General features: G+C 73.0%; 24 protein-coding genes. 8 read left to right on the top strand and 16 right to left on the bottom strand.

Annotation, left to right across the window (positions count from 1 at the left end):
* The first annotated feature begins 122 nt into the window (after positions 1-122).
* Together ITJ55_RS16105 and ITJ55_RS14410 are read left to right on the top strand one after the other, a co-directional pair.
* Positions 123-827: a GntR family transcriptional regulator gene (locus tag ITJ55_RS16105; protein ID WP_228498534.1), complete on the top strand. Its 705-nt coding sequence runs from the start codon at positions 123-125 to the stop codon at positions 825-827.
* 59 nt (positions 828-886) lie between these two features.
* A complete protein-coding gene (locus tag ITJ55_RS14410) occupies positions 887-1,573 on the top strand; it encodes a GntR family transcriptional regulator (RefSeq protein WP_194596006.1) in 687 nt (228 codons plus the stop codon).
* A 189-nt stretch (positions 1,574-1,762) separates the two neighbouring features.
* Here the strand turns inward: ITJ55_RS14410 and hemL are convergent, their stop codons facing one another.
* The 12 genes from hemL to ITJ55_RS14350 form a co-directional block, all read right to left on the bottom strand.
* A complete protein-coding gene (gene hemL / locus ITJ55_RS14405) occupies positions 1,763-3,106 on the bottom strand; it encodes a glutamate-1-semialdehyde 2,1-aminomutase (protein WP_194596005.1) in 1,344 nt (447 codons plus the stop codon).
* Complete coding sequence (gene hemB / locus ITJ55_RS14400; RefSeq protein WP_194596004.1) at positions 3,106-4,095, bottom strand: porphobilinogen synthase; 990 nt, start codon at positions 4,093-4,095, stop codon at positions 3,106-3,108. Before hemB ends, hemL begins: the two co-directional genes overlap by 1 nt.
* Positions 4,095-4,886, bottom strand: a complete 792-nt coding sequence (locus ITJ55_RS14395) for a uroporphyrinogen-III synthase (protein WP_194596003.1) — start codon at positions 4,884-4,886, stop codon at positions 4,095-4,097. Before ITJ55_RS14395 ends, hemB begins: the two co-directional genes overlap by 1 nt.
* Positions 4,883-5,869 carry a hydroxymethylbilane synthase gene (gene hemC / locus ITJ55_RS14390; protein ID WP_194596002.1) on the bottom strand — a complete coding sequence of 329 codons (987 nt, stop codon included), beginning with the start codon at positions 5,867-5,869 and terminating at the stop codon, positions 4,883-4,885. Before hemC ends, ITJ55_RS14395 begins: the two co-directional genes overlap by 4 nt.
* 3 nt (positions 5,870-5,872) lie before the next feature.
* Positions 5,873-7,096, bottom strand: a complete 1,224-nt coding sequence (locus ITJ55_RS14385; protein WP_194596001.1) for a ferrochelatase — start codon at positions 7,094-7,096, stop codon at positions 5,873-5,875.
* Complete coding sequence (hemQ, locus tag ITJ55_RS14380) at positions 7,093-7,866, bottom strand: hydrogen peroxide-dependent heme synthase (RefSeq protein WP_194596000.1); 774 nt, start codon at positions 7,864-7,866, stop codon at positions 7,093-7,095. The genes ITJ55_RS14385 and hemQ overlap by 4 nt, the downstream gene beginning before the upstream one ends.
* Positions 7,867-7,966: 100 nt before the next feature.
* Positions 7,967-8,194 carry a DUF3618 domain-containing protein gene (locus ITJ55_RS14375; RefSeq protein ID WP_194595999.1) on the bottom strand — a complete coding sequence of 76 codons (228 nt, stop codon included), beginning with the start codon at positions 8,192-8,194 and terminating at the stop codon, positions 7,967-7,969.
* 70 nt (positions 8,195-8,264) lie between these two features.
* Positions 8,265-8,714, bottom strand: a complete 450-nt coding sequence (locus tag ITJ55_RS14370; RefSeq protein ID WP_370544184.1) for a phage holin family protein — start codon at positions 8,712-8,714, stop codon at positions 8,265-8,267.
* Positions 8,711-8,959 carry a hypothetical protein gene (locus ITJ55_RS14365; protein ID WP_056260155.1) on the bottom strand — a complete coding sequence of 83 codons (249 nt, stop codon included), beginning with the start codon at positions 8,957-8,959 and terminating at the stop codon, positions 8,711-8,713. The genes ITJ55_RS14370 and ITJ55_RS14365 overlap by 4 nt, the downstream gene beginning before the upstream one ends.
* A gap of 116 nt (positions 8,960-9,075) precedes the next feature.
* Positions 9,076-10,440: an NAD(P)/FAD-dependent oxidoreductase gene (locus ITJ55_RS14360; RefSeq protein ID WP_370544183.1), complete on the bottom strand. Its 1,365-nt coding sequence runs from the start codon at positions 10,438-10,440 to the stop codon at positions 9,076-9,078.
* Positions 10,437-11,504 (bottom strand): uroporphyrinogen decarboxylase, encoded by a 1,068-nt coding sequence (hemE, locus tag ITJ55_RS14355; protein ID WP_194595998.1) that lies wholly within the window; start codon positions 11,502-11,504, stop codon positions 10,437-10,439. Before hemE ends, ITJ55_RS14360 begins: the two co-directional genes overlap by 4 nt.
* 86 nt (positions 11,505-11,590) lie before the next feature.
* Positions 11,591-12,604, bottom strand: a complete 1,014-nt coding sequence (locus ITJ55_RS14350; RefSeq protein ID WP_194595997.1) for an NADP-dependent oxidoreductase — start codon at positions 12,602-12,604, stop codon at positions 11,591-11,593.
* Between the two features lie 150 nt (positions 12,605-12,754).
* Between ITJ55_RS14350 and ITJ55_RS14345 the strand changes: the two genes are divergently transcribed.
* Together ITJ55_RS14345 and ITJ55_RS14340 are read left to right on the top strand one after the other, a co-directional pair.
* Entirely contained in the window at positions 12,755-14,041 is a 1,287-nt protein-coding gene (locus ITJ55_RS14345; RefSeq protein ID WP_194595996.1) for a glutamyl-tRNA reductase, read from the top strand.
* A gap of 56 nt (positions 14,042-14,097) precedes the next feature.
* Positions 14,098-14,505: an NUDIX domain-containing protein gene (locus ITJ55_RS14340; RefSeq protein ID WP_194595995.1), complete on the top strand. Its 408-nt coding sequence runs from the start codon at positions 14,098-14,100 to the stop codon at positions 14,503-14,505.
* An 81-nt stretch (positions 14,506-14,586) separates the two neighbouring features.
* Here the strand turns inward: ITJ55_RS14340 and ITJ55_RS14335 are convergent, their stop codons facing one another.
* Both ITJ55_RS14335 and ITJ55_RS14330 read right to left on the bottom strand, forming a co-directional pair.
* Positions 14,587-15,504, bottom strand: coding sequence for a serine hydrolase (locus ITJ55_RS14335; protein ID WP_194595994.1), 918 nt, complete (start codon positions 15,502-15,504; stop codon positions 14,587-14,589).
* A complete protein-coding gene (locus ITJ55_RS14330) occupies positions 15,498-17,462 on the bottom strand; it encodes a M13 family metallopeptidase (RefSeq protein WP_194595993.1) in 1,965 nt (654 codons plus the stop codon). The genes ITJ55_RS14335 and ITJ55_RS14330 overlap by 7 nt, the downstream gene beginning before the upstream one ends.
* A 41-nt stretch (positions 17,463-17,503) precedes the next feature.
* On the opposite strand from ITJ55_RS14330, the gene ITJ55_RS14325 reads away from it, so the two are divergent.
* Together ITJ55_RS14325 and ITJ55_RS14320 are read left to right on the top strand one after the other, a co-directional pair.
* Entirely contained in the window at positions 17,504-18,769 is a 1,266-nt protein-coding gene (locus ITJ55_RS14325; protein ID WP_194595992.1) for a uracil-xanthine permease family protein, read from the top strand.
* 2 nt (positions 18,770-18,771) lie between these two features.
* Positions 18,772-20,136 carry an MATE family efflux transporter gene (locus tag ITJ55_RS14320; protein WP_194595991.1) on the top strand — a complete coding sequence of 455 codons (1,365 nt, stop codon included), beginning with the start codon at positions 18,772-18,774 and terminating at the stop codon, positions 20,134-20,136.
* A gap of 45 nt (positions 20,137-20,181) precedes the next feature.
* Here ITJ55_RS14320 and ITJ55_RS14315 read toward each other — a convergent pair whose 3' ends face one another.
* Positions 20,182-21,258 (bottom strand): LacI family DNA-binding transcriptional regulator, encoded by a 1,077-nt coding sequence (locus ITJ55_RS14315; RefSeq protein ID WP_194595990.1) that lies wholly within the window; start codon positions 21,256-21,258, stop codon positions 20,182-20,184.
* A 42-nt stretch (positions 21,259-21,300) separates the two neighbouring features.
* A complete protein-coding gene (locus ITJ55_RS14310; RefSeq protein ID WP_194595989.1) occupies positions 21,301-21,990 on the bottom strand; it encodes a hypothetical protein in 690 nt (229 codons plus the stop codon).
* A 135-nt stretch (positions 21,991-22,125) separates the two neighbouring features.
* Here ITJ55_RS14310 and nucS point away from each other — a divergent pair, with 135 nt between their 5' ends.
* Together nucS and ITJ55_RS14300 are read left to right on the top strand one after the other, a co-directional pair.
* The gene (gene nucS / locus ITJ55_RS14305) at positions 22,126-22,821 is read left to right on the top strand and encodes an endonuclease NucS (RefSeq protein WP_056260177.1); all 696 of its coding nucleotides are present in this window, start codon (positions 22,126-22,128) and stop codon (positions 22,819-22,821) included.
* 77 nt (positions 22,822-22,898) lie between these two features.
* On the top strand, positions 22,899-23,135 hold the full coding sequence (locus ITJ55_RS14300) for a hypothetical protein (protein ID WP_194595988.1): 237 nt from the start codon (positions 22,899-22,901) through the stop codon (positions 23,133-23,135).
* Positions 23,136-23,147 lie beyond the last annotated feature (12 nt).

Below are 23,147 nucleotides of genomic sequence, written 5' to 3'. Positions count from 1 at the left end.
GAGCCTGCCGGGACCTCTCGCCTGAAGTACCGGATACGCGATAGATTGTCGGGCATGGAAGGTGCGACATGCACCCCCAGGCGGCGTAGGGAGCCGTCGACGACCCGAGCCCAGGAGCCCCGATGCCCATCCCCCAGAACTCTGACGCGCCTCCCGCCCCTCGTCGCCTGCTGCGCGACGTCGTCTACGACAAGCTCTTCGTCGCCATCATGGACGGCACGGTCGAACTGGGCGAACGGTTGAACGACGACGAGCTGGTCGCCTGGCTGGGCGTCTCTCGCACCCCCGTGCGCGAGGCCATCGCCAAGCTCGCCGACCAGGCCATCGTCGACATCGAGGCCAACCGCTACACGCGCATCGTCGCCCCCACGATGGCCGAATTCGTCGACACCGTCGAGATCGGTTACCAGGTCTGGGCGATGTCGGCCGAGCGCGCGACCCCCGCCCTGACCGACCAGCAGCTCTCGACCGTCCTCGGGGTGCTCGACGCCCGGGTCGCCGCCTTCGAGAAGCGCGAGCCCGAAGACGCCGTGGCGCTCGACGCCATGAACGAGCTGCTGCTCTCGGCCGCGGGCAGCCCCTCGTTGGTGCGCCTGTCACTGGCGAGCGGACCGCGACTGCTGCTGCTCGTGCGCCGGGCCTTCGCCGCCGGGTTCTTCCCCTGGGACGCGGCGCTCACCTTCAGCCGCGACCTGCGGACGGCCTTCGCCGACCGCGACGCCACCGAGGTGGGACGCCTCATCCGCACCCAGCCCGAGAGCTGGACCGAGTTCTTCAGCGACGTCGAGGCCTCCGGCCTCTTCCCGGTCGAGTCCCGACGCCCCTGACCCGAACGGCCGCCCCGACGACGGCCGCACCCCACGACCGAGCATCCGAGAGGGAGCCCATGCCCATCCCCACCCCCGAGACCACCCCGGCACCGCGCCGACTGCTGCGCGACGTCGTCTTCGACAAGCTGCTGGCCGCCATCGGCGACGGCACGCTCGAACTGGGCGAACGGCTCAACGACGACGAGCTGGTCAGCTGGCTCGGCGTCTCGCGCACCCCCGTGCGCGAGGCCATCGCCAAGCTCAGCGACTTCGGCCTGGTCGACATCGAGGCGAACCGCTACACGCGGGTCGTCCAGCCGTCGATGACCGAGGTCGACGACACCCTCCACGCCGCCCTGGGCGTCTGGAGCCTCGCCGCCCGACGGGCCGCCGTCACGATGGACGACGCCCAGCGCAAGGAGTTCCGGGCGCTGGCCAAGTCGGTCACCTCCGCCCTGAAGGCGAAGAAGTCCGACCACGCCTTCGAGTTCAAGCGTCTGATCGACGGCCTCGTGGGCTACGCCGCGAGCCCCTCGCTCGCCCGGATGGAAGAGACGGTGGGTGCGCGCACGGCGCTGATCCTGCGCCTCTCCGGCCCGGCGTTCTCGGTCGAGAACGCCGTCGCCTTCACCGATTCGCTCGTCACGGCGATCGACCAGGGCGACGGCGAGGCCGCGGCCACCGTGCTCGTCGGGCCCGAGACGCAGGAGTACGCCAGGCAGCTGCTCGACGGCCTGCGCGAGCAGGGCACCTTCCCCGCCTGAGCCGTCACGGGTCGATCGTGGGCGACCTCCGACGGTCGACCTGAGACGGTCGCCCGAGACGGGAACGACGCCGCCGCCCGAGAGGGTGGCGGCGTCGTTCGTCGTGCCGGGACGGTGCGGGTCGAGCAGGCGCGCGCCCGGGTCGCCCCGAGGCCGACGACGGTCGGGCCGATCCGAGGTCGGTCGGTCTCAGCCGGGGACGACGGCGCGGGCCGCCGCGCGAGCCGCGGCGGGCAGCGCCTCGACGATGCGCGACACCGCCTCGTCGTCGTGCGCGGCCGTCACGAACCACGCCTCGAAGACCGAGGGGGGCAGGTTGACCCCGGCGTCGAGCATGGCGTGGAAGAAGGGCGGGTAGCGCCAGGCCTGTTGTGCCCGCACGTCGTCGTAGTTCGTGGGCGGGGTCGCCGTGAAGGCGAACGAGAACAACGAACCGGCGCGCTGCACGGTGTGCTCGACGCCCTCGGCAGAGAGTGCCTCGGAGACGGCTCGCGACAGGGTGTCGGACACCGCGTCGAGGTGGGCGTAGACCGCGGGCGTCGCGAGCCGCAGGGTGGCGAGCCCGGCGGCCACGGCGACCGGGTTGCCGCTCAGGGTGCCCGCCTGGTACACCGGGCCGAGTGGTGCCAGGAAGTCCATGACCTCGGCCCGCCCACCGAGGGCGGCGAGCGGCAGGCCACCACCGACGACCTTGCCGAACGTGACGAGGTCGGGCTGCCAGCCCGCGCCGTCGGGCACGACCTGCGAGGCCTCGAGGCCCCACCACCCCGCTCGACCGACCCGGAACCCCGTGAGCACCTCGTCGACGATCAGCAGCGAACCGTGGCGTCGCGTGATCTCGGAGAGGCTGCGGTTGAAGCCGCGGTTCGGCGCGAGCACGCCCATGTTGGCGGCGGCCGCCTCGACGATGACGGCGGCGATGCGCGGGCCGTGTTCGTCGAAGGCCGCTCGGACGGCGTCGAGGTCGTTGTAGGGCAACACGAGCGTCTGGGCGGCGGTCTCGGCCGTGATGCCGGCGGAACCGGGCAGCGACAGGGTCGCGACGCCCGAGCCGGCCTCGGCCAGCAGCGAGTCGGAGTGGCCGTGGTAGTGGCCGGCGAACTTCACGAGCAGGTCGCGGCCGGTGTAGCCGCGAGCGAGCCGGATGGCCGTCATGGTCGCCTCGGTGCCGGTCGAGACCATGCGCAGCTTGCCGATAGGGCGCTGGTCGTCGACGGCGACGCGTTCGCGCACGAGTTCGGCGAGCTCGGTCTCGGCCGGGGTCGAGGCCCCGAACGACAGGCCGCGTGCGGCGGCCTGCTGCACGGCCTCGAGCACCTCGGGGTGCGTGTGGCCGAGGATGGCCGGGCCCCACGACGCGACGAGGTCGACGTACTCGCGCCCCTCGGCGTCGGTGACGTACGCGCCCTTGGCTCCGACGAGGAACCGCGGCGTGCCACCGACCGAACCGTAGGCGCGGACGGGCGAGTTGACCCCGCCGGGGATCGACCGCTTCGCGCGGGCGAAGTAGGTGTCGTTGCTCTGCTCGGTCATCAGAACCGCTCTTTCTGGAGGCGCGTGGCCAGTTCGGTGGCCCAGTACGTCAGGATCGCGTCGGCGCCGGCCCGCTTGATCGAGAGCACGCTCTCGTACGAGGCGGCGTCGAGGTCGATCCAGCCGTTCGCGGCAGCCGCGTGGATCATCGCGTACTCACCGCTGATCTGGTACGCCCAGACCGGCACGGTGCTGGTCGCGGCGGTCTCGGCGAGGACGTCGAGGTAGCTCATGGCGGGCTTCACCATGACGACGTCGGCACCCTCGGCGATGTCGAGGTCGACCTCGCGCAGCCCTTCGCGACCGTTGGCGGCGTCCATCTGGTAGGTGCGGCGGTCGCCGACGAGGGTGGACTGGACGGCCTCGCGGAAGGGGCCGTAGAAGGCCGACGCGTACTTCGCCGCGTAGGCGAGCAGCGCCGTGCCCCCGAAGCCGGCCTCGTCGAGGGCGTCGCGGGCCGAGCCGATCTGGCCGTCCATCATGCCGCTCATGCCGATCAGCTGCGAGCCGGCCTCGGCCTGCACGACGGCCATCTCGTCGTAGCGCACGAGGGTGGCGTCGTTGTCGACCGAGCCGTCGGCGGCGAGGACGCCGCAGTGGCCGTGGTCGGTGAACTCGTCGAGGCAGAGGTCGGTCTGCACGACGAGGGCGCCCTGGGCGGCGTCGACCGCCACGCGGGTGGCCACGTTGAGGATGCCCTCGGGGTCGGTCGCGCCCGAGCCGACGGCGTCTTTCTCGAGCGGCACGCCGAACAGCATCACGCCGCCGACGCCGGCCTCGACCGCCTGCTCGATCGCCCGGGGCAGGCTCGACAGGCTGTGGTGCACGACGCCCGGCATGGACGAGATGGGGCTGGGCTCGTCGATGCCCTCACGGACGAACATCGGCAGCACGAGGTCGGCGGGGTGGAGGCGGGTCTCGGCGGTCAGGCGGCGCAGGGCAGGGGTTGCGCGCAGGCGGCGGGGCCGCACGCGGGGGAACTCAGACATCAGTCCTTCTCGGTGGGGGGCGTTCCGGCGGTCCGGCCGTCGAGGGCGTGGTCGACCACGGCCTCGACGAGGGCGGCCGCCGATCGGGTCTCGGCGATCAGGTGCACGGGCAGTCCCGCGGCACGGGCGTCGAAGGCGGTGCGCGGGCCGATGCACGCGACGAGCGTGGCCGCGGGCAGGGGGGCCAGTTGGGCGGCGATCTGACGGGCCACGCTGCCCGAGGTGACGAGCAGCACGCCGATCGAGCCGTCGGCGACGCCGTCGCGCACCTCGGCCGAGACGGGCACGCCGACCGTGCGGTACGCCGACACGAACTCGGCGTCGAACCCACGGGCCGACAGCCCGGCGACGAGCGTCGGTTCGGCGAGGTCGGACTGGGGCACGAGGACGCGACCGGTGACCTCGTCGGCCGGCCACTCCTTGACGAGCCCACGGGCCGAGTTGTCGCCCTCGGGCACGAAGTCGACTCGCACGCCCGCCAGGCCCAGGGCCGAGGCCGTGGTCTCACCGACGGCGGCGACGCGGGTCGACGCCGGGGGCCGGATGCCGCTGCCGACCAGCACGTCGACCGTCGTGGCGCTGGTGACGACGAGCCACTCGTAGACGCCGGCCTCGAGACGGGCGAGCGCCGCGGCCAGCAGCTCGGGGGTCTCGGCCGGGGCGAAGTTGATGAGCGGGGCGATGACCGGTGCCGCACCGCGCGATCGCAGCGAGGCCGCGACCCCGTCGCCCCACTTGCCGCCGCGCGGCACCAGGACGCGGACGCCCTTCAGGGGCTTGTCGGCCGTCACGAGGCGCTGCCCAGGGGGTCACCGCCGGACGGTCCGCCCCCGAGCGGGGCGAACTCGGCGGCACCGGAGTCGAGCAGCTCGTCGACCACGCGGCCGGCGACCTCGTGCACGTCGGCCAGGCGGGCGACGAGCGGGCCGTCGTCGAGCGAGACGGCGTGCGACGAGCTGAGTCGCCTGCTGCCGTCGGGGCTGTAGACCGTCGCGCTGAGCAACAGCAGCCCGGCGTCGACGACCGCGCTGGCCCCCACGGGTGCGGCACAACCGGCCTCGAGACCGGCCAGCACGGCACGCTCGGCCGTCACGACGAGCCGGGTGTCTTCGTCTTCGACGGCGGCCAGCCCTCGGGCGAGCGACTCGTTCGGGTCGCCTTCGCGCACCTCGACGGCCAGGGAGCCCTGACCGGGCGCACTGGGCCAGAAGCCGAGCCCCAGCAGTTCGGTCGCCGCGTCGAGCCGGCCGAGCCGACCGAGACCGGCGGCACTCAGCAGCACGGCGTCGAGGTCGTCTCCGACCCGGCCGAGACGCGTGTCGACGTTGCCCCGGATGTCGACCACCTCGAGGTCGGGGCGGCGCGACCGCAGCTGGGCGGCCCGCCGAGGCGAGCCGGTGCCGACCCGGGCCCCCTCGGGCAGCCCCTCGAGGGTGAGGCCGTCACGGGCGCACAGGGCGTCGCGGGCGTCGGCCCGGGCGGGGGTCGCCCCGATGACGAGACCGGGGTGGCTGGCGGTGGGCAGGTCTTTCAACGAGTGGACGAGCGCGTCGCACTCGTCGGCCAACAGGGCCTCGCGCAAGGCGCTGGCGAAGACCCCGGTGCCGCCGAGCGAGGCGAGCGACTCGCCCGAACCCTGCGACCGGTCGCCCTCGGTCTTGATGCGGACGAGTTCGACGTCGCGACCCGTCGCGGCCGCGATGCGGTCGGCCACGGTCGTCGACTGGGCGACGGCCAGCGCGCTGCCCCGGGTGCCGATGCGGATGGTCGCCACGGGTCAGGGGGCCAGACCGGACAGGGCCGGCTTGAACCCGAGTCGCACGTTCTCGCAGCAGCCCGGGCGGCACACGTCGTACCAGGGGCCGAGGTCGGTCACGTGCGGCCGGTCTTCGGCCGGGACCCCGTCACGACGTTCGAGCACGAGGTCGACGAGCCCGGCGACGTAGGTCGGGTCGATGCCGGGCGTCGGGGTGCGCGTCGCCCAGAAGCCGTTCTTCTCGCTGGTCTCCATCGCCTCGTTGTCCAAGTCCCACATGACCTCCATGTGGTCGCTGACGAAGCCGAGCGGCACGATGACGACGGCACGCGTGGGCCCACCGGCCAGGTCGTCGATGGCGTCGTTGATGTCGGGTTCGAGCCAGGGCATCGACGGCGGGCCGCTGCGCGACTGGTAGACGAGCTGCCAGGGCACGGTCGTGCCGCCACCCTCGGGCAGGTCGAGGTCGAGGGCGGCCTCGGCCGCGGCCATGACGACCTCGGCGACCGCCTTGTGCTGCGCCGCGTAGGCGCCGTCGGCGTCGAAGCCGCGCGCCTCGGGCCCGCTCTTGGCCGCGTCGGTCGACGGGATCGAGTGCGTCGCGAACAGCACCTGCACCTCGGTCGACAGGTCGAGGCCCTCGTTCTCGGCTCGGGCCTTCACGAGGGCGTCACGGACGCCGTCGATGAACGGCTGCACGAAGCCGGGGTGGTCGAAGAATTGGCGCACCTTGTCGATCTGCATCGTGCCTTCGAGGCCGGTGGCGTCGAGCGCCATCGCGAAGTCCTCGCGGTACTGGCGGCACGAGCTGTACGACGAGTAGGCGCTGGTCGCGACGGCGATCAGCTTGCGGAACCCGCGCTCGTCGGCCTCGCGCACGGCGTCGGCCATGTACGGCTGCCAGTTGCGGTTGCCCCAGATCACCGGCAGGTCGATGCCGCGGCTCGCGAGCTCGGCCTCGAGGGCGGCCTTGAGCTCGCGGTTGTGCTCGTTGATCGGGCTGACGCCGCCGAAGTGGCGGTAGTGGGTGGCGACCTCTTCGAGCCGCTCTTCGGGGATGCCCCGCCCGCGCGTGACGTTGCGGAGGAACGGAATGACGTCGTCCTGCCCCTCGGGGCCGCCGAAGCCCGCCAGCAGGATGGCGTCGTAGTCGGTCGGCTCGGAGACGTGCTCGGGGCCCGCGGCCGCGGCCGGGGTGGCGTTGCGGACGAGCTGCCCGTTGGTGATGTTGCTGGTGTCGGTCACGACAAGACCTCGATGATGTCGGTGGTGGGGATGCGTCGGCCCGTGTAGAACGGGATCTCTTCGCGGACGTGGCGGCGGGCCTCGGTGTAGCGCAGGTCGCGCATGAGGTCGACCAGCTGGACGAGCTCGGGAGCCTCGAGGGCGAGGATCCACTCGTAGTCGCCGAGCGAGAAGCTGGCGACCGTGTTGGTCAGCACCGCGCGGTGCTCGGAGCCCTGCTTGCCGTGGTCGGCCAGCATCTGGCGCCGCTCGGTCTCGGGCAGCAGGTACCACTCGTAGCTGCGGACGAACGGGTAGACCGTGAGCCACGTCTCGGGCGCCTTGCCGCGCATGAAGGCCGGGCTGTGGTTGCGCGAGAACTCGGCCTCGCGGTGCATGCCCATGGCGTTCCAGGTGGGCAGCAGGCCGCCGAGCACGTCGGTGCGCAGCAGCTGCCGGTAGGCCGACTGGACGGCCTCGGGCACCTCGCCGTGCAGCCAGATCATGATGTCGGCGTCGGCACGCAGCGCGCTGACGTCGTAGAAGCCGCGCACGGTGACGCCGAGGCCGGCGAGGGCGTCGACGACCGCGTCGAGCTGCGGGACGTCGTCGAGCTCGGGCGCGTAGGGGTTCTGGGGGTCACGACGCAGCACGGCCCACAGGGTGTAGCCGAGTCGCTCGGCCGTGGCCGGCGTGCTCGACGAGGCCTCGTCGGCGTCGGTCTGGGCGGGTGCTGCGGGTGATTCGGACGTCGGCAGTACGCGCGCTGCCGCGTCGGCGCTGGAACTCATGCAGTCATTCTCCCTCTCGGCTCGCTGGGAGCCCAACCAGGTTGCTCCCGGTCGAGCGAACGGGGCCGGGGCCCGGGCTGGGGACGAGACGAGCAGTCGGTCAGCGTCGCTTGACGACCGCGACGACGACGCCCGCGACGGCCAGCGCACCCGCCCCGGCGGCGGCGAGCCACGGGGTCTTGTCGCGGTCGAACGACGACTTGGCCCGGTGACCGGCGATGCCGAGCTGCTTGGGCACGTTCAGCTTGTCTTCGAGCTCGTTGAGGGTGGCCGCGAGCTCGGCGCGCGTGCGGTCGATGTTGGCCTGGATGTCGCTGCTGTCGCTCATGGGGCTCCTGTCGGGAACGGGGAAGGCGGGAGGGTCGACGAGGCGCGTCGGCGCCCGTCGAGGAGGCGCGTCAGCGGTCGTCGAGGCGGGCGCCGGGGATCGAGCCCACGCCCTTGACGGCCTTGAGGTCGGCCTTGAGGCTGGCGATGGTCTTCTCGGGGACGGCAGGCAGCCCCTTCTTGATCGCCTTGTACCCGAGGAACGCGAGCAGGGCGGCCACGAGCAACAGCACGCCCGCGACGATGAGCGCCGAGGCCCAGCCGGGCAACCAGATGGCGAGCAGCAGGACGATGCCGGTCAGCAGCACGCCGAGCATCGCGAAGACGAAGACGAGGGCCCCGACGAGGAACCCCGCGCCGATGCCGAACGCCTTGAGCGTGCCGATGACCTCGTACTTGAGCAGGGCCAGTTCGCCCTTGACGAGGTCGGTGACCAGTGACGGGACGTCCTGCACGAGGGCGAAGAGCGACCGCGGCTTCGTCTTGTGCCGCACCTTGTCGCTGCGCGTCGAGTCGGTCACTTCTTGCGACCGCCGCCGAAGAGCTTGGAGATGCCGCGGGTGATCCCCGTGACGACGGCGTCGACGCCGTCGGCCGTCTTGGCGCCGGCGAAGTCCTGGCCTTTGACGACCTGACGCTGCACCGCCCGGCTGTTCCAGACCTTGGACGCCCTCTCGGTGATCTGCTCGTACCGGTCGTGACCGGCGCGGGCGCCGAGCACGAATCCGACAGCGGCTCCGGCGACGAAGATCAGTTTGCCTCGCACGGGGACTCCATTCGTGGTCGTACGCGCGACGGCATGTGCCGCACACGTCCGTCCAATGTAGCCCGAGCGGGCTGCCGGACGCCCGCGCCGGACCGAACCCGACCGACCCCGTGGGCTCAGTCGCGCGGCGGGGACGACGTGAGCGACGCCACGAGGGTGGCGGCCTGACGACGCGAGTGCGCGACGATCGCGGCGAGCCCGCGGCCCGCCACCGCGCCTCCTGCCTGCACGACCTCGACCACGGGCGTGGTCACGGCCGCCGCCTCGGCCCGGCGCGGGGAGTCCCAGGTGGCGCGGCCGAAGCCGACCAGGTGGCGGTCGGCGAGGTCGACGCCGAGCAGCGTCGAGGCGTCGGCGAGCGCCGCGTCGCGCACCTCGGCGTCGGGCGTGCCCCGGTCGACGACGGGCGAGTCGAAGCTGAGCCGCAGCACGTGGCGCCCTTCGGCGAGGTCGGCGAGCCAGCTCCACTTGACCGTGGCGTGGGTGAGCGCCTTGGCGCGCAGGCCGGTCGAGCCGGGGGCGACGAGGACGCCCGTGCCGCGGGGGGCCGCGTCGAGCTCGGGGCGCTCGACGACCAGGGTCGCGAGCGTGATCGCCCCGGGCGGCACCGAGGAGGCGCGGGTCGTCAGGGCCACCGCGTCGTGGTCTCCGACGGCGAGCACGACCCGTCGCGCCCGGACGTGCGCACCGTCGGCGGTCTCGACGCCCGTCTCGTCGATCGACCGGACGCGGGTGCCGAGGCGGACGTCGACCCCGAGCCGGTCGAGGTCGGCGACGATCGGGTCGACCAGCCGGGCCAGGCCGCCCCGGATGCCGGCCACCGCCGAGCCGGCCGGGGCGAGCGCGCGCAGCCCGAGCACGGCGGCGGCGAGGCTGCCCTCGCGCTGCAGGGCCGAGCGCAGCCCCGGGGCGACCCGGTCGGCGGCGAGCAGGTCGGGGTGCAGCGAGTGGACCCCCGAGACGATGGGGCTGACGAGCCGATCGACGACGGCGTCGCCCATGCGGGCGCGCACGAGACCCCCCAGCGTGGTTTCTTCGGACCCGACGTCGGCGGGCAGGTCCGCGTCGGCGAGCGCACGCCGCACCCCGACCTCGCCGACCACGGCCCGGACGTCGGGCGCGGTCGGGTCGCCGGGGATGCCGAGCAGCCCCGTGCGCGGGATGGGAAAGGACTCGCCGTCGGCCTCGTGCAGCCAGGCGCCGCGCGGGTCGGGCAGGACGATGTCGTCGCCCAGGCCGAGCTCGGTCGCGAAGCCGGCGACGGTGCCGCCACGGGTCGCGAAGCTCTCGGCCCCGGCGTCGAGGGCGATGCCGGCGACCACGTGGCGCGAGACCTCGCCGCCGAGCCGGTCGGACGCCTCGAAGAGCACGACGCCCAGCCCGGCGGCGGCCAGGTCGCGGGCGAGCACGATGCCGCCCATGCCGCCGCCGACCACGGCGACGTCGACGGCGCCGCCCGAGGTGGCGACGGGCGGGGTCACAGCGTGTGGGCGAGCTCGACGATGCGTGTCAGCACGTCGGGGTCGGTCTCGGGGCTGACGCCGTGGCCGAGGTTGAGCACGTGGGCGGGGGCCGCCCGACCGCGCTCGACGACCTCGCGCACGTGGGCCTCGAGCACGGGCCAGGGCGCCTGCAGCATCGCCGGGTCGACGTTGCCCTGCACGGGGGTCGCCCCGCCCAGCCGACGCGAGGCCTCGTCGAGCGGGATGCGCCAGTCGACGCCCACCGCGTCGGTGCCCACGTCGCGCATGGCGGCGAGCACCTCGCCGCTGCCGACGCCGAAGTGGATGCGCGGCACGTCGAGGTCGGCCACGTGCGACAGGGCGCGGGCCGAGTGGCGGGCGACGTGCGCGGTGTAGTCGGCGAGCGACAGCGAGCCGACCCACGAGTCGAAGAGCTGGGCGGCGCTGGCGCCGGCGAGCACCTGCGCCCGCAGGAAGGCACCCGTCACGTCGGCCGCCCAGGTGAGCAGGGCGTCCCAGGTCTCGGGGTCGCCGTGCATCAGGGCGCGGGCCCGGATGTGGTCCTTCGACGGGCCACCCTCGACGAGGTAGGCGGCAAGGGTGAAGGGGGCACCGGCGAACCCGATCAGCGGCGTGCTGCCGAGCTGCGCGACGGTCTGGGCGACGCCCGCGGCGATCGGGGCCAGCGCCTCCTGGTCGATCGGCCGGAGGGCCGCGACGTCGGCCGCCGTGCGGATCGGCGTCTCGAGCACCGGCCCGCGACCGGGCACGATGTCGACCGCGACGCCGGCCAGCTTGATCGGCACGACGATGTCGCTGAAGAAGATGCCCGCGTCGACGCCGTGGCGGCGCACCGGCTGCAACGTGATCTCGCTCGCCAGGTCGGGGGTGAGGCAGGCGTCGAGCATCTTGGTGCCGACGCGCAGCTCGCGGTACTCGGGCAGCGAGCGCCCCGCCTGGCGCATGAACCACACCGGCACCGTCTCGGGTCGGTCGCCGCGCAGGGCACGGACGAGCGGCGACCGGGTCGTGAGGCCGGTGGCCAGGGGGTGCTGATCGGGCAGGGCGGGGTTCTGGGTCACGGGGTCGATCCTCCCATCGCCCGCTGGGCGTCGAGTCGACGAGGCGCGTCGGGTCAGCGAGGCGCGTCGGGCCGAGGAGGCGCGGGTCACGAGACCTTGACGACCATCTTCCCGACGTTGTCACCGCGCATCAGCCCGGTGAAGGCGTCGAACGTCGAGTCGACGCCCTCGACGACGGTCTCGTCGTACACGACGTCGCCCGCGGCGAGCCACGGGCCCATCTCGGACTGGAACGCCGGAGCGAGGTGGCGGTAGTCGCCGAGCGTGAAGCCCTTCATGGTCAGCCCGCGGGTGACCATGTTCGTCATGCCGGTGATGCCGACCGGGGCGCCGGTCGAGTTGTAGTTCGCGATCGAACCGCAGAGGGCGGCGCGACCGCCGGTGCGGAACGAGGCGAGGGCGGCCGAGAGGTGGTCGCCGCCGACGTTGTCGAAGTAGAGGTCGATGCCGTCGGGCGCGGCCTCGGTGAGCAGCTCGGTGACGTCGCCGTCGCGGTAGTTGAAGGCGGCGTCGAAGCCGTACTTCGAGGTGAGCAGCTCGACCTTCTCGGCCGAACCGGCGCTGCCGATCACGCGCGAGGCGCCCTTGAGCCGGGCGATCTGGCCGACCATCGTGCCGACGGCCCCGGCGGCACCCGAGACGAAGACGACGTCGCCCTCGCGGATGCCGGCGATCTCGGTCAGGCCGACGTACGCCGTGAGGCCGGTGAGGCCGAGCACGCCCAGGTACGCCGACAGGGGCACGCCGTCGACCGGCTGCACGGCACGGAACGCGGCCGCGCCTCCCTGGGCCACGTCACGCCAGCCCTGCTCGTGCAGCACGACCGTGCCGACGGCCAGGTCGTCCGAGCGCGACTCGACGACGCGCCCCACGGCACCGCCGGTCATGGTCTCGCCGAGGGCGAACGGCGGGACGTACGACTTCACGTCGTTCATCCGACCGCGCATGTAGGGGTCGACCGACAGGTACTCGTTCTGCACGCGCACCTCGCCGTCGGCGAGCTCGGGCAGCGTCACCTCGACGCGGGCGACGTCGTCGGGGGTGGGCTCGCCGTGCGGGCGGGCGACGAGCTGCCACTGGATGCTGGTGGTCGAGGTCATGGTGTCTCCTTGGTCGATGCGGGGCGGGCCCGGTCGGAATGCGAGGCCGGGCCCTCGTGTTGCAAGTTGCAACCGTCGTGCGGCATTCCCGGCCACTCGACGTCGAGTCAACGCCCAGCCGAAAACGCCGATCAGAGTTAGGATCACCCAGTGCTCATCTGCCTCACGGCGTCCCACCGGAACGCCAGCTTCGACCTCCTCGAGAGGCTGAGCATCGGCGCACCCTCGGCGGTGGGCACCTTGGTCGACGGCAGCGACTTCGTCAGCGGCGCCGTCGTGCTCGCGACCTGCAACCGCTTCGAGGCCTACCTCGACGTCGACGAGCCCCTCACCGCGGGCAGCGCCCTCGCCGTCGAGGCGACCATCGAGACGATGAGCACCGCCAGCGGCGTCGAGGCCGACGACCTGCGCGACAGCGTCCGGGTCATCACGGGCGACGAGGTCGTCGAGCACCTCTTCGCCGTCAGCTCGGGCCTCGAGTCGGTCGTCGTCGGTGAGGACGAGATCTCGGGCCAGGTGCGACGCTCGCTCGAGCGCGCCCGTCACGACGGCACCACCTCGCGCGACCTCGAACGGCTCTTCCAGAAGGCGTCGCAGACCTCGCGCGGCATCAAGAACCAGACGAACGTCGGAGGCGCGGGTCGGTCCCTCGTCCGCCTCGCCCTCGAGCTGGCGTCCTCGCGCGTGACCGACTGGGCCGAGGCGCGCGTCCTCATCGTGGGCACCGGCCAGTACGCGGCCACCACCGTCGCGGCCCTGCGCGACCGGGGCGCCGACCAGTTGGCCGTCTACTCGGGCTCGGGCCGAGCCGAGTGGTTCGGCCTCAAGCACGCCGCGACGCCCTACGACGACCTCGCGACAGCCGTCGCCTGGAGCGACGTGCTGATCACCTGCACCTCGACCACCGAGCCGGTCGTCACCCGCGACGTCGTGCGCCCCGGCGGCCGCCGCCTGGTCATCGACCTCGGCCTGCCCCGCAACGTCGACCCGCTCGTCTCCGACGTCGAGGGCGTCGAGCTGCTCGACCTCGAGACCATCAGCTTGCACGCCCCGCTGCCCCAGCTCAGCGCGGCCGACGACGCCCGCGCCCTCGTGTCGTCGGCGGCCGCCGAGTTCCAGGCCGTCGCCGCCGAACAGTCGCTCACCCCCTCGGTCGTCGCGCTGCGCAAGCACGTCTTCGACCTGCTCGACGCCGAGATCGAGCGCGCCCGGTCGCGCGGCGACTCGTCCGAGCGCACCGAGTCGGCGCTGCGCCACCTCGCCGGCGTCCTGCTGCACACCCCGTCCGTCCGGGCACGCGAGCTGGCCCGCGAGGGCCGCGGCGACGAGTTCCGCGACGGTCTCGAGGCGCTGTTCGGCGTGACCGACGCGCGCCGCGCCTCCTCGTCCTCGAGCCTGCGGGCCGTCGACGACGACCGTCGGGCCTCGGCGGGCTGACCGGCCGCCGGTCGGCCGTGCGCCGGCCCACCGTCGTCGTGCCCGAAGATGGCCTGATGGACACCATCGTCGTCAGCGCGCTCGCCCTCGTCCGCGACCGGCGGATGCTCATGGTCACCGCGCGCGACCGTGACGTGTTGTACCTGCCGGGCGGCAAGCTCGAGCCCGGCGAGACGTCGGCCGAGGCCCTCGTCCGCGAGTCACGCGAAGAGGTCGGCGTCGAGCTCGACCCGGCGACCGTGGCCGAGCTGTTCACCGTCGTGACGCAGGCGCACGGTGAGCCCGAGGGGCGCCAGGTGGCGATGACGGTCTTCGCCGCCGACCTCGACCCGACCAGCCCCGAGCCGGCACCCGCGGCCGAGGTGGGCGCGGTGCACTGGGTGACGTCGGCCGACGCCGACCGCTGCCCCCCGGCGGGCGTCGCCACGCTCGACCGCCTGCGGGGGCTCGACCTGGTCGACTGACCCGGGCGGGCCGGGTCGCGGAGCCGGCCGGCCGGCCGTGCAGGGCCGGGCAGGGCAGGGCCGCGAAGGGCCCGAGGCGGGTCAGTGCACGTACTCGAGCGCGTCGGTCCCCACCGCGCGCACCGCCTCGAGGGCCCGGAGGCGGTGGGCGAGGGTGAGTTCGTCGAACGTCACGACGACGCAGTAGGCGACGCTGCGCCGGGGCCCGCGCAGCACGCCCAGCTCGGCCCGCACGCCCGCGTCGCCACCGGTCGCGTGGACGATCTGGAGGTCGTGGTCGAGCCGCCGGTGCCCGAGCGGGTCGAGGCCGAACGGTGCCGCGACGAGCGAGGTGTCGGCGCCGAGCGACAACCAGCCGAGCACCCGGTTCGACACCGACCGGTCGACGACCTCGCCGCGGGCCAGCGACACCGCCAGCCCGGCGAGCTCGTGGGCCGTGCCGACGGCCAGCGCCGGTGCGTCGTCCGGCCCGCGCGTCGCCCGCGTCACGTCGAGCAACGCGGTCTTCGTCAGGCCGAGCGACTCGCCACGGGCGCGGACGGCGGCCAGGCCCACCAGGCCGATCAGGGCGTCGATCGCGGCCGCGTCGCGGAACGCCCCCACGAGGGTGGCCGCGTCGGTCACCGGCAGGCGCGTGCGACGCAGGTAGGGCCAGACGCCGCCCGGCCCCTGGTCGCCGGGGGCGCCGGGGCGCTCGAGCTCGTCGAGGGGACGCAGCGTGCCGTCCTCGATGCGGGCCGACACCTCGATCAGCAGCAGCACGGCGCCGAGCTGGCCGACCGGCAGCGCCAGGTGCTCGTCGACGCTCAGCAGGTCGTCGCCCGAGTCGAGGTCGCTGACCGACGCCGAGACCTGCCCGCCCGCGAGCGCCAGGTCGCCGAGCGCCGCGAACGACGAGGCGAACGACTCGAGCGCGCGACCGCCGCCGTGACGCGGTTCGTGGTCGGAGTCGTCGTCGCCCCCGCGTCGGGCGCGGCGGCCGGGCCCGGGGTCTACCAAATCGTGACGCGCTCCTCGGCCGGCAGCCACAGGGCGTCGGTCTCGGTCACGCCGAAGGTGTCGTAGAACTCGTCGATGTTGCGGACGATCTGGTTGCACCGGAACTCGTTCGGCGAGTGAGGGTCGATCGAGATCAGCCGGACGGCCTCTTCGTCGCGCAGCGTGATCTGCCAGGCCTGGGCCCAGCTGAGGAAGAACCGCTCGGCGCCGGTCAGGCCGTCGATCACGGGCGGCTCGGTGCCGTCGAGCGAGATCAGGTAGGCCTTCCAGGCGATCGAGAGGCCGCCGAGGTCGCCGATGTTCTCGCCGATGGTCAGGGCGCCGTTGACGTGGTGGTCGGGCACCTGCTTCGGGGCGAGCGCGTCGTACTGCGCGATGAGCGACGAGGTCAGCTTCTCGAAGGCCTCTCGGTCGGCAGGGGTCCACCAGTCGGTGAGCTTGCCGTCGCCGTCGTACTTGGAGCCCTGGTCGTCGAAGCCGTGGCCGATCTCGTGGCCGATGACGGCGCCGATCGCCCCGTAGTTGGCGGCCGCGTCGCGGGTCTCGTCGAAGAACGGGAACTGCAGGATCGCCGCGGGGAACACGATCTCGTTCATGCCGGGGTTGTAGTACGCGTTGATGGTCTGCGGCGTCATGAACCACTCGTCGCGGTCGAGGGGCTTGCCGATCTTGCCCAGCTCGCGGTCGAACCCGAACGCGGCGGTCGCCCGCACGTTGCCGACGAGGTCGGTCGGGTCGATCTCGAGCGCCGAGTAGTCGCGCCACGTCGAGGGGAACCCGATCTTGGGCGTGAACTTCTCGAGCTTGTCGAGGGCGCGGGCGCGGGTCTCGTCGGTCATCCAGGCGAGCTGCGAGATGCTCTGCCGGTAGGCCTCGACGAGGTGGGCGACGAGGACGTCCATCGCGGCCTTGGCGTCGTTCGCGAAGTGCCGCTCGACGTAGATGCGGCCGACGGCCTCGCCGAGCGCGCCCTCGACGAGCGAGACGCCGCGCTTCCAGCGGGCCCGCTGCACGGGGGTGCCGGTCAGGGTGCGACCGTAAAAGCCGAAGTTGGCCTGGACGAAGGGCGTCGACAGGTAGGCCGCCATCGAGCGGACGATCTGCCAGCGCAGCCAGTCGCGCCAGGCGTCGATGCGGTCGTCGGTCAGCAGCGTGGCCAGGCCGGTCACGAACGAGGGCTCGCGCACGACGAGCTCGTCGAAGACGCCGGCCGGCCCGCCGACGGCGTCCCGCCAGACCGTCAGGTCGACGCCCTCGGCGAGCGCGTCGAATTCGGCCCACGGCATCAGGTTGTAGGTCTTGTCGCTGTCGCGCGTGGCGACGTTGCTCCAGTGGTGCGAGGCCAGGTCGACCTCGAGGGCGACCACGCGGTCGGCCCGTGCGCCCGGCTCGTCGAGCCCGGCGAGGTCGAGCATCTGCTCGACGAAGGCGCGGTACGCGGTGCGCACCGACTCGAACTTCTCCTCGCGGTAGTACGACTCGTCGGGCAGCCCGAGGCCGCCCTGCTCGGCGAACACGACGTAGCGCTCGGGGTCGCCGGGGTCGTTGTCGACGAAGAGCTGCACGACGCTCGGCACGCCCTGCTTCTCGAGCGAGCCGAGGAGGCCCGTGAACGAGGTCACGTCGGTCACGTCGTCGACCTGGGCCAGCAGTGGTTCGAGGGGGGCGGCACCCAGCGCCTCGACGTGCTCTTCGTCGGTGAAGCTGGTGAACAGGTCGCCGACCTTGCGGGCCTCGGTGCCGGGCTCGGCCGACTGCGACTCGACGACGATCTCGTGGACGGCCTTCTCGGCCTCTTCGGCCAGCAGGTAGAAGGAGCCGTAGCGCGCCTTGTCGTCGGGGATCTCGGTGCGGTCGATCCACTTCCCGTTGACGTGCCGGAAGAGGTCGTCCTGCGGGCGGACCGCCGGGTCGAGTTCGTCGGTCTGGATTCCGCTGCTCAGTGCATCGCTCGTCATGCCCGCCAGCCTACGGCGGCCCCGCCGCTACAGTTCTGGGCATGGCACTCCCCTGGTCGCTGCACGGCGACGGACGAACGGTCGACGCGACCGAGATCGTCGCACCCGAAGAACGACTCACCTGGCCGCGCACCATCGGGCTGGGCGGCCAGCACGTCGTGGCGATGTTCGGCGCGACCTTCCTGGTGCCGATCCTCACGGGGTTCCCGCCGAGCACGACCTTGCTCTTCTCGGGCATCGGCACCCTGCTCTTCCTGATCATCACGAAGAACCGGCTGCCGAGCTACCTCGGCTCGTCGTTCGCGTTCCTCGCACCGATCGCTGCGGCGCAGGACGTCGGCGGCATGCCCCTGGCGCTCAGCGGCATCGTGGTGGTCGGCGTGCTGCTCGCGATCGTCGGCGTGGTCGTCAACCTGGCGGGCACCCGGTGGATCGACGCGTTGCTGCCGCCGGTCGTCAGCGGCGCCATCGTCGCGCTGATCGGCTTCAACCTGGCCCCGGCCGCCCGCGACAACTTCGCGGAGGCCCCGCTCACCGCGATCATCACGCTCGCCGCCGTCGTGCTCAGCGCCGTGCTGTTCAGGGGACTCCTCGGCCGCCTGTCGATCTTCGTGGGCGTCGTCGTCGGCTACGTCGCCGCGCTGCTGCTCGGCGAGGTCGACTTCGGCGCGGTGGGCGACGCCGCCTGGGTGGGCCTGCCGACCTTCACGGCCCCCGCCTTCGACCCGGGTGCCCTGCCGGTCTACCTGGGGTTCCTGCCGGTCGTGCTCGCCCTGATCGCCGAGAACGTCGGACACGTCAAGGGCGTCGGCCAGCTGACCAGGCGCAACCTCGACCCGCTCACCGGCCGCGCCCTCTTCGCCGACGGCCTCAGCACGGTGTTGGCCGGCCTCGGCGGCGGCTCGGCGACGACCACCTACGGCGAGAACATCGGCGTGATGAGCGCCACCCGCGTCTTTTCGACCGCCGCGTACTGGGTCGCCGGCGTCGTCGCGATCCTGCTCGGCCTGTCGCCCAAGATCGGTGCCGTCATCTTCACGATCCCGCCCGGCGTGCTGGGCGGCGTCACGACGGCGCTCTACGGCCTGATCGGCGTCATCGGCATCCGCATCTGGGTCGAGAACAAGGTCGACTTCAGCCGCCCGAAGAACCAGCTGACCGCCGGCATCGCCCTCATCATGGGCATCGCCGACTTCACCCTCGCCCTCGGCGGCGCGACGTTCGGTGGCATCATCCTCGGCACCGTCGCCGCCATCGTCGTCTACCACCTCATGTCGGCCGTGGGTCGGGCCCGGGGCACCGACTGACGGTGGCGCCCGACCCCGGCGAGCCGTCGTCGACGACGACCTCGCGCCTCCGTTCGCCCTGGGACCGCCGCATCGTCGGCCTCGCGGGGCCGGCGCTCGGCGCCCTGATCGCCGAACCGCTGTTCCTGCTGACCGACACGGCGATGATCGGGCACCTCGGCACGGTCCCGCTCGCCGGGCTCGGCATCGCGAGCGTGGTGCTGCAGACCGCCCTCGGGCTGCTGATCTTCTTGGCGTACGCGACGACGCCGACCGTGGCCCGGCGGCTCGGTGCGGGTGACCGACCCGGGGCGATCCGGGCCGGCGTCGACGGCCTGTGGTTCGCGCTGCTGATCGGCGTCGTCCTGGCCGGCACCGGGGCCCTCGTCGCCCGCCCCCTCGTCGGGCTCTTCGGCACCGACCCGGCAGTCGTCGACGCGGCCACGACGTACCTGACCGTGTCGATGATCGGCCTGCCGGGCATGCTGCTCGTGATCGCCGCGACGGGGCTGCTGCGTGGCCTGCAGGACACGACCACGCCGCTCGTCGTCGCCACCGTCGGCTTCGCGGCGAACGCGGGCCTCAACGCGGTCTTCCTCTACGTCTTCGGCTGGGGCATCGCCGGCTCGGCCGCCGGCACCGTCGTCGCCCAGTGGGGCATGGCGGCCGTCTACGTCGTGATCGCCGTCCGGGCCGCGCGGGCCGTCGGGGCTCCGCTGCGCCCGGGGCTGGCCGGCGTCGGGCGGACGGCCCGGTCGGGGGCGTGGCTGCTCGTGCGCAACGCGTCGCTGCGGGTCGCGATGATCGCGACCGTCTGGGCCGCCGCCTCCTCGGGGGTGACGGGGCTCGCCACGATCCAGGTGGCGTTGACGCTGTTCAGCACGCTGGCGTTCGCGCTCGACGCGCTGGCCGTGGCCGGCCAGGCGCTCGTGGGCCACTCGCTCGGTCGGGGCGACCGCGACGCGGTGCGCGCGATCACCCGGCGGCTCATGGTGTTGGGCGTCGGTGGCGGCCTGCTGCTCGGCGTGCTGCTGGCGGCGGTCTCGCCCCTGCTCGCCCCCGTCTTCAGCGGCGACGACGCGGTCCGCGAGCTGCTGCCGCGGGTCGTGCTGGCGATGGCCGTCGGCATCCCGCTGGCCGGGTTCGTCTTCGTGCTCGACGGCGTGCTGCTCGGCGCGGGCGACGCCCGCTACCTGGCGCTGGCCGGCGTGCTCAACACGGTCGTGTACCTCGCGATCCTGATCCCCCTGGAGGCGCGGGTCGAGCCGGGCGCGCAGGGCACGGTCGCCCTGTGGCTGGCCTTCGGCCTCGGGTACATCGGCGTCCGCGCCGTGACGCTCGGGCTGCGGGCGCGGTCGGACCGGTGGATGGTCGTCGGGAAGGACTGAGCCGGGCGGGCGGGGACGGGCCGGGGCTGGCCACCGGGCCCGTCGTCAGCGCCGGGGTGGCGCCGTCGTCGAGCCGGGCCGGAACACGCTCGTGAAGGTCGTGCCCTCAGCGGTCTCACCGGCCAGCAGGGCGAGCACGGCGCGACCGGCCGCACGGCCCTTCTCGACGGCGGGCTGCACGACCGTGGTGAGGTCCGCCGCCCGCGGGTCGTCGAGGCGCACGCCGTCGTAACCCACGACGCTGAGGTCGCCCGGCACCGACAGGCCCAGCTCGTGCGCCGCCGCGATGACGCCCGAGGCGAGCAGGTCGCTCTGGGCGACGATCGCCGTGGGCCGCTCGGCCTCGGGCACGTCGAGCAGGCGCAGTCCCGCCCGGTGCCCCTCGCTCGTCCAGCTGCCACGCGTCGCCAGACCGCCCACGCCGGGGAAGACCTGGCGGGTGCCGCGCAGCCGTTCGAGCGTCGGCCACGAGGTGCCCCGGGCCACGCGCTCGTCGGTCAGCTCGTCGTCCGTGCCGCCGGTCGACCGACCGGGGCCGAGCTCGAGGGCGACCACGGCGACGCGACGGTGGCCGAGGTCGTGCAGGTGCTGCGCGAGGAGGCGGGACGACCCGACGTTGTCCTCGGCGATGTCGAGCACGCCCTCGGTCGGCGGGGCCTCGATCGACACCACGGGGATGCCCCGGCGACGCATGATCGACACCGACTCGTCGAGGCGGGTGCTGCAGCCGAAGAGGACGACGGCGTCGACGGGGGCGTCGAGCAGCCGCGAGCGCTCGCCCGCGGTCTCGGTGAGCAGCAGCAGCGAGGCGTCGGCCGGCCCGGTGACGTCGGCGATGCCGTCGAGCATCGCGACGTTGATCGGGTCGCGGAACGCCGTGCTGAGCGTCGACTCGAGGACGGCCCCGACGATGCCGGAGCGACCTCGGCGGAGCGACCTCGCCCGCGGGTCGGGGCCCGCGTAGCCGAGGGCGTCGGCCGCGGCGAGCACCCGCGCGCGGGTCTCGTCCGACACGGGGCCGGTGCCGCTGAAGGCCAAGGAGGCGGTGCTCGCGCTGACGCCGGCGGCTCGCGCCACCGACGCGAGGGTCGGTCTGGCGTCGTCGCCCTCTGCCCGGCTCATGGTGCCGCAGCCTAGCCGACGACGCCTCGGGGCCCGGTCGCCTCAGTCGTGCTGGGCGACGCGCGGTTCGTCGAGGCCGAGCGCCGTGACGTAGTCCGCCGCGAGCACCGGCACCTGGGCCCAGTCGCCGTAGTGGGCAGCGACCTCGATCAGGTCGACGATCGCGCCGCGCACGGTCGCGCCGAGGGCGGGGGTCATGCCGTGGGCGACGACGGCGCTCGTGCTGCAGAGGATCTCGAGCGGCAGCAGCACGTCGTCGAGGACGTGCTGTCGGGCCGACGGCGACAGCACCTGGACGATCGAGCGGGCCAGGTCGAGGAAGTGCGCGACGTCGGGCTCGAGCTCGAGGCCGTGGGCGACGCAGGCGGGCACCCGGTGCGCCGGTTCGTCGAGCTGCTCGAACGACGGGGCCCGCGTCGCCGCGACCGCGATCATGCGGACGAGGTCGTCGAGCAGCACCTCGTTGAAGCGACGGTGCCAGACGACGACGTGGGCGTGGCTGAACGGCGCCCGGACGACCACGCGCATCCGCCGCAGCTCGTAGAAGGCGAGCTGGACGTCGCCGGGGGTGACGCCGTGCTCGCGGACGATCGTGGCGAGGTCGAGGGTGTCACCCGGGGCGTACCGACCGCGGGCGATGTCGACGAGCACGAGCTCGGCCGCGTCGTGGAGGACGCGCGTGCGGGTCGCGGTGCTGGTGCTGGTGCTGATGCTGGTGCTGGTGGAGTGCATCGGGGTGCTCATCGTTCCTCCGGGTCGAGTTCGGGGTGAGGTCGTCCTGCCGACCATCTGGAATGAACGTATTTCACATTTTCATGTTCGTCAAGCGTCATCTCGGCAGATGCCGCCGCGCCCTAGGATCGACGGGTGCGCCTCGTCATTGCCCGCTGCTCGGTCGACTACGCCGGTCGGCTCTCCGCCCACCTGCCCCTGGCCACGCGCCTCCTGATGATCAAGAGCGACGGCAGCCTGCTGGTGCACTCGGACGGGGGCAGCTACAAGCCCCTCAACTGGATGAGCCCGCCGTGCACGATCCGCTCGGTCGAACCCGACGACGACCAGCGCGCCGCCGGCGTCGTCGAACTGTGGAAGGTCACGCAGGCCAAGACCGCCGACATCCTCGCGGTGTCGATCCACGAGGTGCTGCACGACTCGTCGCACGAGATGGGGGTCGACCCGGGCCTGACCAAGGACGGCGTCGAGGCCGACCTGCAGAAGCTGCTCGCCGAGCAGATCGACCTGCTCGGCGAGGGCCACACGCTGGTCCGCCGCGAGTACATGACGGCCATCGGTCCGGTCGACATCCTCGCCCGCGACGCGAAGGGCGCGGCGGTGGCGGTCGAGCTGAAGCGTCGGGGCGACATCGACGGCGTCGAGCAGCTCACGCGCTACCTCGAGTTGATGAACCGCGACCCGCACCTCGCCCCGGTGACCGGGGTGTTCGCCGCCCAAGAGATCAAGCCGCAGGCGCGGACGCTCGCGCACGACCGGGGCATCCGCACCCTGCTGCTCGACTACGACGCCATGCGCGGACTGGACGACTCGCACTCGCGTCTGTTCTGATCGATCCGACCGAACCCTTGTGACGGTCACATATCAGGGTTATATTTCTCCTACGACATCGACCGCAGGAGCAACCCGTGACCTCACCCATCTTCGACACCCTCTCCGCCGAGCGCGAGGCGACGCCCGTCTTCGAGTCCTTGACCCGAGGCCTCGACGACCCGATGTGGTCGTTCGAGACGATGGCGCCGCCGTCGACCAGGGGTGCCCGGACCCATGGCAGCCCGGCCCGCGGGGCCGCCGGCGGCACCGCCACGACGCGTTCCGCGGTGACCGCCGTCGCGACGTGGCCGCTGCGGACGATCACCTGCTGACCCGGTTCCGTA

The sequence above is a fragment of the Frigoribacterium sp. VKM Ac-1396 genome (assembly GCF_015350895.1).
In the GTDB taxonomy this organism is placed as follows: Bacteria; Actinomycetota; Actinomycetes; order Actinomycetales; family Microbacteriaceae; genus Frigoribacterium.
This window is presented reverse-complemented; position numbering and strand designations above follow the sequence as displayed.

What these genes read in the sequence shown, in the direction of transcription:
- ITJ55_RS16105 (WP_228498534.1), top strand. Translation starts at nt 123, where the DNA reads ATGCCCATCCCCCAGAACTCTGACGCGCCTCCCGCCCCTCGTCGCCTG.
- ITJ55_RS14410 (WP_194596006.1), top strand. Translation starts at nt 887, where the DNA reads ATGCCCATCCCCACCCCCGAGACCACCCCGGCACCGCGCCGACTGCTG.
- hemL (WP_194596005.1), bottom strand. Translation starts at nt 3,106, where the DNA reads ATGACCGAGCAGAGCAACGACACCTACTTCGCCCGCGCGAAGCGGTCG.
- hemB (WP_194596004.1), bottom strand. Translation starts at nt 4,095, where the DNA reads ATGTCTGAGTTCCCCCGCGTGCGGCCCCGCCGCCTGCGCGCAACCCCT.
- hemQ (WP_194596000.1), bottom strand. Translation starts at nt 7,866, where the DNA reads ATGAGTTCCAGCGCCGACGCGGCAGCGCGCGTACTGCCGACGTCCGAA.
- ITJ55_RS14375 (WP_194595999.1), bottom strand. Translation starts at nt 8,194, where the DNA reads ATGAGCGACAGCAGCGACATCCAGGCCAACATCGACCGCACGCGCGCC.
- ITJ55_RS14350 (WP_194595997.1), bottom strand. Translation starts at nt 12,604, where the DNA reads ATGACCTCGACCACCAGCATCCAGTGGCAGCTCGTCGCCCGCCCGCAC.
- ITJ55_RS14340 (WP_194595995.1), top strand. Translation starts at nt 14,098, where the DNA reads ATGGACACCATCGTCGTCAGCGCGCTCGCCCTCGTCCGCGACCGGCGG.
- ITJ55_RS14330 (WP_194595993.1), bottom strand. Translation starts at nt 17,462, where the DNA reads ATGACGAGCGATGCACTGAGCAGCGGAATCCAGACCGACGAACTCGAC.
- ITJ55_RS14325 (WP_194595992.1), top strand. Translation starts at nt 17,504, where the DNA reads ATGGCACTCCCCTGGTCGCTGCACGGCGACGGACGAACGGTCGACGCG.
- ITJ55_RS14315 (WP_194595990.1), bottom strand. Translation starts at nt 21,258, where the DNA reads ATGAGCCGGGCAGAGGGCGACGACGCCAGACCGACCCTCGCGTCGGTG.
- ITJ55_RS14310 (WP_194595989.1), bottom strand. Translation starts at nt 21,990, where the DNA reads ATGCACTCCACCAGCACCAGCATCAGCACCAGCACCAGCACCGCGACC.